Consider the following 12,071-nt stretch of genomic DNA (forward strand, 5'->3'; position numbering starts at 1 on the left):
GGCTCAGCCGATATGCACGCGTTCGCCGGCGCCGGCCGCCACCACCGCGCCGATCTGCCAATGCGCCAGGCCCAGGCGGTCCAGGCTGCGCTCCAGCGCGGCGACCTGGTCGGGCGCGGCCACCAGCACGAAGCCGATGCCGCAGTTGAAGGTACGCCACATCTCGCTGTCGGCGACCGCGCCTTCGCGCTGCAGCCACTCGAACACCGGCGGCAGGCTCCAGGCGCTGGCGCGGATGTCCAGGCCCAGGCCGTCGGGGATCACGCGGATGATGTTCTCGGTCAGGCCGCCGCCGGTGATGTGCGCCATCGCGTGGATGCCGTCGGCATGCTCGCCGCGCAGCAGCGACAGGATCGGCTTGACGTACAGCGCGGTCGGCGCCATCAGCGCGTCGGCCAGGGTGGTGCCACCGAGCTGCAGCTCGGCCGGGCGCCCGGCGCGGTCGTAGATGCGGCGGATCAGCGAATAGCCGTTGGAGTGCGGGCCGGAGGAGGCGATGCCGATCAGCACGTCGCCCTGGCGCACCTTGGCGCCGTCGAGCAGCTGCGACTTCTCCACCGCGCCGACGGTGAAGCCGGCCAGGTCGTACTCGCCCGGCGGATACATGTCGGGCATTTCCGCGGTCTCGCCGCCGATCAGCGCGCAGCCGGCCAGTTCGCAGCCGCGGGCGATGCCGCCGACCACCGCCACGGTGGTCTCCACGTCGAGCTTGCCGGTGGCGAAGTAGTCCAGGAAGAACAGCGGCTCGGCGCCCTGCACCAGCACGTCGTTGACGCACATGCCGACCAGATCGATGCCGATGCTGTCGTGCCGGCCCAGCTGTTGCGCCAGCTTCAGCTTGGTGCCGACGCCGTCGGTGCCGGACACCAGTACCGGCTCGCGGTACTTGCCGGACAGGTCGAACAGCGCGCCGAAACCGCCCAGCCCGCCCATCACCTCGGGGCGGAAACTGCGCTTGACCAAGGGTTTGATGCGTTCGACGACGGCATTGCCGGCATCGATGTCGACGCCGGCGTCGCGGTAGGTCAACGGGGCGGCGGCGGGGGTCTTGGGAGTGGTCACGGGCGGTGGCGTCGGCGGAAAGACGGCGATTTTAACAGGCCGCATTGGCGCTACGCCCGCATTCGGGCAACAATTCGCCCCGGATACGCCGAGCAATGGAACCTTCGATGCGCCGCAGCCTTGCCTTACTCCTGTCTTTCGCGCTGTGCCTGCCCGCCGCGGCCGCCCTGGCCCAGGCCGGTCTGCGCACCGAAGGCGACGTCGCCGGCGCGCAGAGCCCCTACGACGCCGAGGTGCCGGTCAACAGCCAGAGCGAGGGCGACCGCAACGGCGCGGTGGCGCGCGCGCTGGGGGTGGTGCTCGGCAAGATCTCCGGCGACCGCGCGGTGATGTCGCGCCCGGGGGTGACCCAGGCGCTGCGCAACGCCAAGAACTTCGTCGACAGCTACGACTACCGCCAGGACCAGGGCACCTCGCCGAGCGGTGCGCCGACCTTCCGGACCACCTTGATCGCGCGCTTCCGGCAGAGCGATGTCGACGGCCTGGCCGCGGCGCTGGGCCTGCCGCTGTGGCCGCAGCCGCGGCCCAAGCCGGTGCTGTGGCTGGCGATCGACGACGGCAGCGGTCCGCGCCTGGTCGGCGTGCAGCAGTCCAATGCCGCGCGCAGCGTGCTGGACCGCGCGATCGAGCGCGGCTACCGGCTCGGCCTGCCCACCGGCAGCGCCGCCGAGCAGGCCCTGGTCGGCGCGATCTGGCGCCAGGACACCGCCGCGGTGGCCAGCGCCTCCTCGCGCTACAGCCCGCCGATGCAACTGATCGGCAAGCTGTACCGCGGCAAGTCCGGTGGCTGGACCGCCGACTGGGTGTTCGTCGACAGCGGCAAGACCCTGTCCAGCTGGTCGGCCAGCGATGCCGACGCGCGCCGCGCGATGGCCGCCGGCGCAGACGGCGCCGCCGACGCGCTGGTCAAGCGCTATGCCAAGGCCGCCAGCACCGGCCCGGCCGGCGTGTACCGGGTGGTGATCAGTGGCATCAGCAGCGCCGACGACTACCTGCGCGTGTCGGCGACGCTGCAGAACACCTCGGTGGTGCGGCGCATCGTGCCGGTCCAGGCCAACGGCGACCGCCTGGAACTGGATCTGGACCTGCTCAGCGGCGTGTCCGGCCTGAATCGCATGCTCGGGCCCGATAGCCCGCTGCAGCCGGTGACGACACCGGTCGAGGGTGGACCGATCATCCTCAACACCGAACGCACCGAGTACCGGCTCAAATGACCCTGTCTCCCGAAGCGGAGATCGCCCAGTTCCTGCGTCGCCTGAAATGGGCGGCGGTGATCGTGGGCGTGCTGTGGGTGATCGCGCTGCTGGCGCCGATCCTGACCCCGTTCGTGCTGGCGCTGCTGCTGGGCTGGCTGGGCGATCCGCTGGTCGATCGCCTGGAGCGCGCCGGCCGATCGCGCAACATGGCGGTGACCCTGGTGTTCGTGCTGATGCTGTTGCTGCTGGTGCTGGCGCTGCTGATCCTGGTGCCGATGCTGGAGCGGCAGATCGTCACCTTCATCGACGTGCTGCCGCAGGTGCGCGACTGGTTCACCGGCACCGCGATCCCTTGGGCCGAGCAGAAGACCGGGCTGCAGCTGATGGCATGGCTGGATCCGGAGCGGCTGATCGACTGGATCCGCGGCCACTGGCAGCAGGCCGGCGGCGTCGCGGCGACCTTCTTCGGCTATCTGTCGCGCTCGGGTTTCGCCATGGTCACCTGGGTGGTGAACCTGGTGCTGCTGCCGATCCTGACCTTCTACTTCCTGCGCGACTGGGACATCTTGGTCGAGCGCGTGGCCGCGACCATTCCGCGCAACCACGTCGCCACGGTCGGCCGCCTGGCGCGGCAGTCCAACGACGTGCTGGGCGCGTTCATCCGCGGCCAGTTCCTGGTGATGCTGGCGCTGGGCGTGATCTACGCCGGCGGGCTGAGCCTGGTCGGGCTCAACCTGGGCCTGCTGATCGGCATCGTCGCCGGCCTGATCAGCTTCATTCCGTACCTGGGCGCGACCACCGGCATCCTGCTCGCGGTGCTGGCCGCGCTGGTCCAGGCCAAGGGCTTCGACCTGCAACTGCTGATCCTGGTCGGCGTGGTGTTCACTGTCGGCCAGCTGCTGGAAAGCTATGTGCTGACCCCGCGCATCGTCGGCGACAAGATCGGCCTGCACCCGGTGGCGGTGATCTTCGCGGTGATGGCCGGCGGCCAGCTGTTCGGTTTCCTCGGCATGCTGCTGGCGCTGCCGGTAGCGGCGGTGGCCAACGTGCTGTTGCACTACCTGCACGAGCAGTACCGGCAGAGCGAGCTGTATGCCGGCGACAAGCCGGCGATCCTGCTCGATGGCAGCGCCGAACGCGCGCCGCTGATCGAACTGCCGCCGCGTAACCCCGACCAGCCGTGAGCGTGCCGCAGCTGCCGTTGGCGTTGCGCTATCCGCCGGAGCAGCGCTTCGATCGCTATGTCGGCGCCCCGGCCGGCCTGCTGGCGCAGCTGCAGGCCGTCGCCGACGGCCGCGACGCGGACTGGATCTACCTGGCCGGTCCCGCCGGTACCGGCAAGACCCATCTGGCGCTGGCGCTGTGCGCGGCGGCCGAGCAGGCCGGGCGCAGCGCCGCCTACCTGCCGCTGCAGGCCGCGTCCGGGCGCCTGCGCGATGCGTTGGAAGCACTGGAAGGCCGCGACCTGGTCGCGCTGGACGGGTTGGAGGCGATCGCCGGCCAGCGCGATGACGAAGTGGCGCTGTTCGATTTCCACAACCGCGCGCGCAGCGCCGGGGGCACCCTGTTGTACACCGCGCAGGCGATGCCCGACGGGCTGGCGCTGAATCTGCCCGACCTGCGCTCGCGCCTGGCGCAATGCACGCGGATCGCGCTGTCGCCGCTGGACGATGCCGGCCGCGCCGCGGTGCTGCGCGAACGCGCGCAACGCCGCGGGCTGGTGCTGGAAGATGCGGCGATCGACTGGTTGCTGACCCATGCCGGCCGCGACCTGGCCGGCCTGGTCGCGCTGCTGGAGCGGCTTGACCGCGAATCGCTGGCGGCGCAGCGGCGGGTGACGGTGCCGTTTTTGCGCAGGCTGGGAGTCGGGAATGGGGAATCGGGAATGGGGAAAAGCTGACACCCTCGCAACCGGAAGCTGCTGCGAACTCGGTAAGCGATTTTCCCTGCTTGGGCGATGCACGCGCATCCCCGATCTCTCAAAAACCACGCACGCATTCACATTTCATCCGCCGTGCCTGGCGTGGCGGTCTCGGAATCGGCGTTCTAGCGGTGGTTGCGCGCCACCGTGACGTGGGCCGCCCCGCGGGAACCTCAGCTGTTCCCCATTCCCGATTCCCCATTCCCGATTCCCAGCTCTCCATCCAGCTCCGCCAAGCGCTGCGGCGTGCCCACATCGGTCCAGCGGCCGCGATGGTGCAGGCCGTGGATGCGGCCGGTGGCCATATGCGCCCGCAGGATCGGCGCCAGCGCGAAGCGCGGCGGCGTGCCGTGCTCGGCAAGCGGCGTCGCGAACACCGTCTGCCAGTCGCGCAGCAGGTCCGGCCGATAGACGCCCACCCCGGCGTAGGTCAGCAGCGGCGCGCCGTCGTTGCGCAGCGTGGCATCGGCATGCAGCGCGAAATCGCCGTGTGCGGCATAGGCCGGCGGATCGACCAGCACCAGTTGCGCCAGGCCGGGCGGTTCCGGTGCCAGCCGCGCGAAATCGAAATCGGTCCAGATGTCGCCGTTGACCAGCAGGAACGGCGCCGGCCCGAGCAGCGGCAACGCGTGCAGCATGCCGCCGCCGGTTTCCAGCGGTGTGGCGCCTTCGTAGGAATAGGCGATGCGCAGGCCGAACGCGCTGCCGTCGCCCAGCGCCTGCGGGAACTGCTCGGCCAGCCACGAGGTGTTGACCACCACCTCGCGCACGCCCAGCGCCGCCAGCTTGCGCAGGTGCCACACGATCAGCGGCGTGCCGCCCACCGCCAGCAGCGGTTTGGGGGTGCGTTCGGTCAGCGGCCGCATGCGCTCGCCGAAGCCGGCGGCGAAGATCAGCGCCTTCATGCGCCGGCCACCGCGCGCTGCGCCAGCGCCGGCTTGATCCGCGCCTGCAGCAGCTGCGCCAGCGGCTGCAACTGCGGGTGCCGCGGCAACACCTCGTCGAGGTAGCCGATGAAACGCGGCACGTTGTCCAGGTACCAGGCCTTGCCGTCGCGGTAGTTCAATCGCGAAAAGATGCCCAGGTTCTTCAGGTGCCGCTGCACGCCCATCCAGTCCGCATCGCGCAGGAACTGCGCCAGCGGCGGCAGCGCGATCCCGGCCTGCAGCGCGCGCGTGTGGTAGCGCGTCAGCCAGCCATCGACCCGCGCCAGCGGCCAGCTCACCGTGGTGTCCTTGAACAGGCTGACCGGATCGTAGGCGACCGGGCCGAGCACGCAGTCCTGGAAATCCAGCACCGCCGGGCCATCGTCCACCGGCATCAGGTTGCGCGGCATGAAGTCGCGGTGCACCAGCACCTTCGGCTGCGCCAGCGCGTTGTCCATCAGCCGGCGCTGCACCAGTTCCAGCGCGTCGAGGTCGGCGCAGTCCAACTCCAGGCCCAGGTGCCGGCGCAGGAACCATTCTTCGAACAAGCCGGCGTCACGCTGCAGCAGCGCCTCGCCGAACACGCCCAGGTCCGGCGGTGGCGCGATCGCCTGCAGCCGCAGCAGTTGCCCGAGCGCGGCATCGAAGTGGGCATCGGCCGAGACCGCGTCCAGCGTCTGCGCCAGGGTCGGTCCGCCAAGATCTTCCAGCAGCAGGAAGCCGGCCTCCATGTCCTGCGCCAGGATCGCCGGCACGCGCACGCCGCCTCGCTGCAGCAAGGCGTGCATGCGCAACCACGGACGCACGTCCTCCAGGCCGGGCGGCGAATCCATCAGCACGCGGCTGGCGCCTGCGCCGTGACTGCGCCAGTAGCTGCGCCAGCCGGCGTCGACCGACGCGCGCTGCAGCGTCGCCTGCGTGTCGCCCAGTGCGGTGCGCGCCCAGTGCAGGCGTTGTGCTGCGCGCAGGTCCGGCGCGTCGGGAAGATCGGTGCTGGAACTCATCGGGACGTTGCGGCGGACATTGGCCGCACAGCGTAAACGTGCGGCGTCGGCATGGCGAGCCATGCCGACGCCGCCGCGTGGCTTCAGCGTTTGCCGGAGAACAGCCGCAGCAGCGCGAGCAGGGCGATGGCGCCGAGCAGCGCGCCGAGGAAGCCGGCCGGCTCGCCGCGGCTGTACCAGCCCATGTAGTGGCCGAACCAGCCGGCCAGCAACGCACCGGCGATGCCCAGCAGCACGGTGAACAGGCAGCCCGAGCGCCCGCTGCTGGGGCCGAGGAAACGCGCCAGCAGGCCAACCACGAAGCCCACCAGGATGATGTAGAGCCAGCTGTCGCTGCCGAACAGAGTGTGCATTGGGAGCGTTCCGGACGCGGAAGGGAATCAGCGTCGGATCGTGCCAGATCGACCGTGATGGCGTCGATGCTTGCGTGCGCGGCGCAGGCGGCACAGCCATGAGGCCGGCCGCCCGCGCTGCGCAGCGATGACGCGATCGGATAGGCGCCGCGTCGGGCGACGCCTCTTCCAACGAAGAGCGGGAGAAATCAGGAAATCAGGAAACAGGGTTTCCAAATCCCCAATCCCGACTCCCCGCTTTTCCACAGCCTAATGGCTGGTCATTCCGACCCCATCAGCAGCAGCCGTGCCCGCCGTGCTGCTCGCCGCCGGCCACCGCGGCGCTGCCGCTGGTCTCGCCGCGCACGCTGGCCGCATGGTGCTCGGCGATCACCTTGGACACGCAGGCGGTGACCCGCTTGCCCATCGGGATGTGCAGGAACTCGTTCGGCCCATGCGCGTTGGAATGCGGGCCGAGCACGCCGGTGATCATGAACTGCGCGCCGGGGAACTTCTCGCCGAGCATGCCCATGAACGGGATCGAGCCGCCTTCGCCCATGTACATCGCCGGCTTGCCGAACGCCGCCTGCGAGGCGGCCTCGATCGCGTTGCTCAGCCACGGCGACTGCGCCGGCGCGTTCCAGCCCGAGGACGACTTCTCCAGCGCCAGCGACACCTCGGCGCCGTACGGCGGATCGCGCAGCAGCACCTCCTTCAGCAGCTCGCCGGCGCGCTTGCCGTCCAGCGTCGGCGGCAGGCGCAGCGACAGCTTCACCGCGGTCTGCGGGCGCAGCACGTTGCCGGCCGAGGCCAGCGGCGGCAGGCCGTCGGCGCCGGTCACCGACAAGGCCGGGCGCCAGGTGCGGTTGAGTACCAGCTCGGTCAGGTCCTCGTTCATCGGGGTCATCCCCGGCAGGAACGGGAACTTGCTGTAGACCTCGTCGCCGAGCACCTCGGCGACCTTGCGCGCCTGCGCCAGGCGTTCCTGCGGAATCTCCGAATACAGTCCGTCGATCCTGATCTTGCCGGTGGCCTCGTCCTCCAGCCGCGACAGCAGGTCGCGCAGCACGCGGAAGCTGGACGGCACCACGCCGGACGCATCGCCCGAATGCACGCCTTCGCTGAGCACCTTGACGCTGAAATTGCCGCCGGCCAGGCCGCGCAGCGAGGTCGTGCACCACAATTGCTCGTAGTTGCCGCAGCCCGAATCCAGGCACACCACCAGCGACGGCTTGCCGATGCGCTCGGCCAGGTGATCGACATAGGCGGGCAGGTCGTAGCTGCCCGATTCCTCGCAGGCCTCGATCAGCACCACGCAGCGCGCGTGCGGGATGCCCTGATCCTGCAACGCCAGGATCGCGGCTAGCGACCCGAACAGCGCATAGCCGTCGTCGGCGCCGCCGCGGCCGTATAGGCGGTCGCCCTTAAGCACCGGCGTCCACGGACCCAGGTCGGCGTCCCAGCCGGTCATTTCCGGCTGCTTGTCCAGGTGCCCGTACAGCAGCACCGTGTCCGCGCCGGTTTCCGGGCCGGTCGCCGGCACCTCCAGATAGATCAGCGGCGTGCGCCCTTCCAACTGCACGACCTCGACCACCAGGCCCGGGATGGCCTGCGCGCGCGCCCAGCGCTCCATCAGCTTCACCGCATCGTCCATATAGCCATGGGCGACCCAATCGGCGTCGAACATCGGCGATTTGTTGGGGATGCGGATGTAATCGACCAGTTGCGGGACGATGTCGTCGTCCCACTTCTCGCTCAGGAAACGGTCGATCTTGGCACTGTCCATGGAGCACTCCGGCTTTGTTGCAAAAGAAAGTACGCGCATTCTACGCCCCGGCCGCCGTGTAGGGTTTTTCCTACACGTTGACGCGCCGTTTACCTGCTGTTTGGAAAGGGCCTTGGCGATAGGCTGTACTCATGTGGCGAGGGATGCTTTCGACACCGGCAGGAGAGGCCGGTGAAGTCCCCATCCAAGTCACAAGGAGTGTTGCCATGCAGTCTTTTATCGTGGTCCTGAAGTCTCTGGTCCTGGCGTTGCTGCTGACCGGTTCCGCGCTCGCCGCGGACAAGGTCAACATCAACTCCGCTAGTGCAGCGGAAATCGACCGGGTGTTGTTGAACGTGGGTGCCTCCAAGGCACAGGCGATCGTCGACTACAGACAGGCACACGGCCCCTTCAAAAGCGTCGAGGACCTGACGCAGGTGAAGGGAATCGGACTCAAGACGGTCGAACGGAACCACGACCGGATCGAAGTGGGAGCCACGAAGGCGACCACGCCGACGGCAGCCAGGACGGCAGCCGCTAAGCCGGTGGAAAGGCGTTAAACGGATTTAAGGATTAAACGGATTTAAAGGCATTAAAGGGATTTGAAAGGACAGAGGATACGGCTGGCGCAGGACGCGCGGTCGCGACCTCGCTGAGCAGGACGCTCAGCGGGGGAGGCAGGAAGCCGACAAGGACGTACATCGTCGCCCGGTGTTGCACAGTGACGTGCAGCCGGGCGACGTTTTTTATGGGCGAAGGTTTTTTGTCGGGCATCGCGCCGCTGCGCTCGGCGTGCTTCGGTCGTCCTGCTGCCGTCCTGCTGCCGGCGGTGGCCATCGCGCCGCGGCGGTGCACCCGTGGGCGGCGCGCGGCCAGCCCATATCGCCGACGTTATCGATGTCCTTGGCCGGGCGATGGTCCGTTTCGATGCGCGAAGGTCGCTGGCTGGTGCCCGCCGGTGCGATTCGTAGTTGCTCACGGCCGGGTACGTGTGGGAAGCCGCAGACGCCTGCCGGTCCCGCTGCATCCGGCCGCGCCGCCGGATCGTGCAGAATGCGCCGATGGACTGGTCGCACATGCCTTCGCGGGTAATCCCCGCCAACGATTACCGCCGTGAGCGCTGGCGCAACGGACTGGGGTGGACACGGGAGATCCTGCGCCTGCCGCAAGCGGACAGCGACGACTGGCTGCTGCGCCTGTCGATCGCCGAGATCGAGCAGGACGCGGCCTTTTCCAGTTTCCCCGGCATCGATCGGGAGCTGGTGCTGCTGCGCGGCGCCGGCCTGCGCCTGCGCTTCGACGACGGCGCCGTGCATGTGCTCGAACCGCCGTATGCGCGCTTGCGCTTCGCCGGTGAGCGTCCGCTGCGCGGAGAATTGCTCGACGGCCCCACCCACGACTTCAACTTGATGTGGCGCCGCGATCGCCTGCGCACGCAACTGCTGCATCGGCCGCTGGTCGGGCCGATGCTGTTCTTCGCCGAACCCGGAATCTGTTGGGTCGTTCATCTTCTGGCAGGGCAGGCGCAGTTCGATGCGGGCTGCGGATTGCCGCCGATGGCCGCCGGCGACAGCGCGTGGTTGGGCGCCAACACCAGGCAGCGCTTCGCTTTGAGCGGTGGCGGCGAACTGCTGGCGATCCGCATCGAGCCGCTGGCGGCGCCCGCCGACTGAGCGTGCGGCGCCACGCGCGTGGCTCTTGCGGGGTTGCCGCCGACCGCGTCCAATGCGCGAACGCGGCTATCCCGGAGCCGTGGACCGGAACGAACAGGTGGCCTCGGATAACAGCAGGTGGTTGGCGAAAGTATTGGTAGTGGACGACGACGCGGCCTTGCGCGACCGGATTCGCGATTATCTGGCCCGTTTCAACTTGCAGACCCACGATGCCGAAAGCGGCGTGCAGCTGTATGCGCAGCTGGCGGCCGATCGCTATGACGCGGTGCTGCTCAATGCCGGCCTCGGCGGCGGCGAAGGGCTGAACCTGTGTCGGCAGCTGCGCGACCGCGGCGGCATCGCGATCGTGATGATGGCCGACCAGGCCGAGCCGGTGGATCGGGTGATCGGCCTGGATCTGGGCGCGGACGACTATCTGAGCCGGCCGCTGGACCTGCGCGAACTGGTGGCGCGGCTCAACGCGGTGTTGCGGCGTACCCGTGCGACCCCGCCGCCGGCGCCGGCGCAGGACGGCGCGTGGCAGGTCGATGCCTATCGGCACCAGGCGGTGGCGCCGGATGGGCGCGCGATCCCGTTGTCGCCCAGCGAGTTGCGCCTGATGGCGGTGTTCCTCGAGCAGCCCGGCAACGTGCTCAGCCGCGAGGACCTGCGGGCGGCGATCGGCGACAGCGACGGCAGCGTTCCCCAGGGCGGTCGCGGCATCGATCTGCAGGTCTCGCGGCTGCGGCAGAAGCTGGGCGACGACCCGCTGGTGCCGCAATGGATCCGCACCGTGCGCGGCAAGGGCTATCTGTTCGAACCGCATCGGTTGGGGATGCCAGCCGCACGCTGAGCAACTGCCGCGGAGTCGCGGTGGCGCGGATCGCGGCGTATCCGGTTCTGCGAGTGAGGCATGCGTGGTGCCCCGATCGCTGCATCGATCACAGTGGGGGGCTGCGCGGTCGGGGCCATCACTCTGAGGCCCTTCTGACAGCTGCGTGATACGCACCGACGACGCAATGACGCGCGACCCGCGACGGATTGCCGGTCGCGGCAACGTGATGCCTGTCGAGTGTTTCAGTATCGATACAAAGCCGATATCGTGCTGACAAACCCTGCATCGACACTGCCTGCGTCGGGTTGCCGCATCGGCGCAGCCCTGACCGCAGCGATGGCTGCATTCCACGCCTGCACTTCATGACCACAGGGGGTCAGCATGATCAGCAGCATCAGCAGCATCAGCAGTGGCAGCTCGGCCTATGCCGTCAGCCGCACCAGCTCCGGCAGCGGTGCGCTCTCGCAGACGGCGCAAGCCGAAAAGCAGAATCCGCTCCAGCAATTGTTCAAGAGCATCGACAGCGATGGAGACGGCAGCCTCAGCAGTTCCGAGCTGAGCACGGCGTTGAAGTCCAGCAGCGACAGCGACAGCAGTTCCAGCATCGATATCGACGGTTTGCTCAGCATGCTCGACCAGGACGGGGGCGGCACCGTCAGCGAAAGCGAGTTCGCCCAGGCCTTGCAGCCACCGCCGCCGCGCGGCGATGGCGGCGACAAGGTGGATGCCGAATCGCTGCTCAACAGCCTGGATACCGATGGCGACGGCACCATCAGCAGCGAGGAATTGAGCGCCGCCAGCCAGGGCAGCGACAGCAGCGACCTGTTCGCCACTCTCGACAGCGATCAGGATGGCGGCATCAGCCTGCAGGAACTGAAGGAGGGCACGCGGCCGATGGGACCGCCGCCGCCGCGGGGTGCCGAGGGCGGCGATGCCACCAGCGCCGGTGCCACCAATGCGGACTCCAGCTCCAATTCCAGTTCCAGCAGCACCAGCAGCACCAGCAGCGCGCAGGATGCCTACGCCTTGCTGCTGCAGCTGGCATCCAACCAGTACCGCAGCTACGGCAGCAACGCCAGCGCGACGACCTCGTTCTCCGTCGCCGCCTGACCGCGGCGGTCCGCCCTCGTGGCGGACCGTGCGCCGCGACCTGCGGCGCCGGCGCAGTTCGCGCTCGTAGCGGCAGACGCCGACGCAGCGCAAAGGGATCACCAGGCTGGTTCTCACGCCATCGGTGCGTGCATGGCACACAGTCGCGTGTCTCCGGCAGCCCGCGGACGGCGGTAAGCGTTCAACCAGACATTGGTGCCGCTTGCTCGCATGATGGTGCTTCATGCGCAGCGGCGCGCGGGGGCGCGATGCTTACGGCGCGCTTCGC

General features: G+C 68.9%; 13 protein-coding genes. 7 read left to right on the forward strand and 6 right to left on the reverse strand.

What is annotated here, in order from left to right; all coding sequences use genetic code 11:
* Nucleotides 1–3: 3 nt before the first annotated feature.
* On the reverse strand, nt 4–1,029 hold the full coding sequence (gene purM, locus AB3X08_RS07180) for a phosphoribosylformylglycinamidine cyclo-ligase (protein WP_369938471.1): 1,026 nt from the start codon (nt 1,027–1,029) through the stop codon (nt 4–6).
* A 128-nt stretch (nt 1,030–1,157) separates the two neighbouring features.
* Here purM and AB3X08_RS07185 point away from each other — a divergent pair, with 128 nt between their 5' ends.
* From AB3X08_RS07185 to hda, 3 genes are read left to right on the forward strand one after another with little or no spacing between them, the layout of a single operon-like run.
* Nucleotides 1,158–2,276 carry a DUF2066 domain-containing protein gene (locus AB3X08_RS07185; RefSeq protein WP_369937208.1) on the forward strand — a complete coding sequence of 373 codons (1,119 nt, stop codon included), beginning with the start codon at nt 1,158–1,160 and terminating at the stop codon, nt 2,274–2,276.
* On the forward strand, nt 2,273–3,442 hold the full coding sequence (locus tag AB3X08_RS07190; RefSeq protein ID WP_369937210.1) for an AI-2E family transporter: 1,170 nt from the start codon (nt 2,273–2,275) through the stop codon (nt 3,440–3,442). Before AB3X08_RS07185 ends, AB3X08_RS07190 begins: the two co-directional genes overlap by 4 nt.
* Nucleotides 3,439–4,158 (forward strand): DnaA regulatory inactivator Hda, encoded by a 720-nt coding sequence (hda, locus tag AB3X08_RS07195; protein ID WP_369937212.1) that lies wholly within the window; start codon nt 3,439–3,441, stop codon nt 4,156–4,158. Before AB3X08_RS07190 ends, hda begins: the two co-directional genes overlap by 4 nt.
* Before the next feature lie 194 nt (nt 4,159–4,352).
* Here hda and murU read toward each other — a convergent pair whose 3' ends face one another.
* The 4 genes from murU to AB3X08_RS07215 form a co-directional block, all read right to left on the reverse strand.
* Nucleotides 4,353–5,084: an N-acetylmuramate alpha-1-phosphate uridylyltransferase MurU gene (murU, locus tag AB3X08_RS07200; RefSeq protein WP_369937214.1), complete on the reverse strand. Its 732-nt coding sequence runs from the start codon at nt 5,082–5,084 to the stop codon at nt 4,353–4,355.
* Complete coding sequence (locus tag AB3X08_RS07205; RefSeq protein ID WP_369937216.1) at nt 5,081–6,109, reverse strand: aminoglycoside phosphotransferase family protein; 1,029 nt, start codon at nt 6,107–6,109, stop codon at nt 5,081–5,083. The genes murU and AB3X08_RS07205 overlap by 4 nt, the downstream gene beginning before the upstream one ends.
* Nucleotides 6,110–6,192: 83 nt before the next feature.
* A complete protein-coding gene (locus AB3X08_RS07210; protein WP_369937218.1) occupies nt 6,193–6,462 on the reverse strand; it encodes a GlsB/YeaQ/YmgE family stress response membrane protein in 270 nt (89 codons plus the stop codon).
* Between the two features lie 274 nt (nt 6,463–6,736).
* Entirely contained in the window at nt 6,737–8,227 is a 1,491-nt protein-coding gene (locus AB3X08_RS07215; RefSeq protein ID WP_369937220.1) for a M20 family metallopeptidase, read from the reverse strand.
* Between the two features lie 131 nt (nt 8,228–8,358).
* Here AB3X08_RS07215 and AB3X08_RS07220 point away from each other — a divergent pair, with 131 nt between their 5' ends.
* From AB3X08_RS07220 to AB3X08_RS07230, 3 genes are all read left to right on the forward strand, one after another.
* Nucleotides 8,359–8,766, forward strand: coding sequence for a ComEA family DNA-binding protein (locus AB3X08_RS07220; RefSeq protein WP_185815746.1), 408 nt, complete (start codon nt 8,359–8,361; stop codon nt 8,764–8,766).
* A gap of 516 nt (nt 8,767–9,282) precedes the next feature.
* On the forward strand, nt 9,283–9,879 hold the full coding sequence (locus AB3X08_RS07225) for a HutD family protein (protein WP_369937222.1): 597 nt from the start codon (nt 9,283–9,285) through the stop codon (nt 9,877–9,879).
* Nucleotides 9,880–9,976: 97 nt separating this feature from the next.
* The gene (locus AB3X08_RS07230; protein ID WP_369937225.1) at nt 9,977–10,711 is read left to right on the forward strand and encodes a response regulator; all 735 of its coding nucleotides are present in this window, start codon (nt 9,977–9,979) and stop codon (nt 10,709–10,711) included.
* Nucleotides 10,712–10,935: 224 nt separating this feature from the next.
* On the opposite strand, the gene AB3X08_RS07235 is transcribed toward AB3X08_RS07230, so the two are convergent.
* Complete coding sequence (locus AB3X08_RS07235) at nt 10,936–11,088, reverse strand: hypothetical protein (RefSeq protein WP_369937226.1); 153 nt, start codon at nt 11,086–11,088, stop codon at nt 10,936–10,938.
* On the opposite strand from AB3X08_RS07235, the gene xopAW reads away from it, so the two are divergent.
* Nucleotides 11,075–11,803 (forward strand): XopAW family type III secretion system calcium-binding effector, encoded by a 729-nt coding sequence (gene xopAW, locus AB3X08_RS07240; RefSeq protein ID WP_369937229.1) that lies wholly within the window; start codon nt 11,075–11,077, stop codon nt 11,801–11,803. The genes AB3X08_RS07235 and xopAW overlap by 14 nt on opposite strands.
* Nucleotides 11,804–12,071 lie beyond the last annotated feature (268 nt).

Origin of the sequence: Xanthomonas sp. DAR 34887, assembly GCF_041245805.1 — a bacterium.
In the GTDB taxonomy this organism is placed as follows: domain Bacteria; phylum Pseudomonadota; class Gammaproteobacteria; order Xanthomonadales; family Xanthomonadaceae; genus Xanthomonas_A; species Xanthomonas_A tesorieronis.

Excerpts from the sequence above, each read along its gene's own strand:
- AB3X08_RS07185 (WP_369937208.1), top strand. The coding sequence starts at position 1,158 with ATGGAACCTTCGATGCGCCGCAGCCTTGCCTTACTCCTGTCTTTCGCG.
- AB3X08_RS07190 (WP_369937210.1), top strand. The coding sequence starts at position 2,273 with ATGACCCTGTCTCCCGAAGCGGAGATCGCCCAGTTCCTGCGTCGCCTG.
- murU (WP_369937214.1), bottom strand. The coding sequence starts at position 5,084 with ATGAAGGCGCTGATCTTCGCCGCCGGCTTCGGCGAGCGCATGCGGCCG.
- AB3X08_RS07205 (WP_369937216.1), bottom strand. The coding sequence starts at position 6,109 with ATGAGTTCCAGCACCGATCTTCCCGACGCGCCGGACCTGCGCGCAGCA.
- AB3X08_RS07210 (WP_369937218.1), bottom strand. The coding sequence starts at position 6,462 with ATGCACACTCTGTTCGGCAGCGACAGCTGGCTCTACATCATCCTGGTG.
- AB3X08_RS07215 (WP_369937220.1), bottom strand. The coding sequence starts at position 8,227 with ATGGACAGTGCCAAGATCGACCGTTTCCTGAGCGAGAAGTGGGACGAC.
- AB3X08_RS07220 (WP_185815746.1), top strand. The coding sequence starts at position 8,359 with ATGTGGCGAGGGATGCTTTCGACACCGGCAGGAGAGGCCGGTGAAGTC.
- AB3X08_RS07225 (WP_369937222.1), top strand. The coding sequence starts at position 9,283 with ATGCCTTCGCGGGTAATCCCCGCCAACGATTACCGCCGTGAGCGCTGG.
- xopAW (WP_369937229.1), top strand. The coding sequence starts at position 11,075 with ATGATCAGCAGCATCAGCAGCATCAGCAGTGGCAGCTCGGCCTATGCC.
- AB3X08_RS07235 (WP_369937226.1), bottom strand. The coding sequence starts at position 11,088 with ATGCTGCTGATCATGCTGACCCCCTGTGGTCATGAAGTGCAGGCGTGG.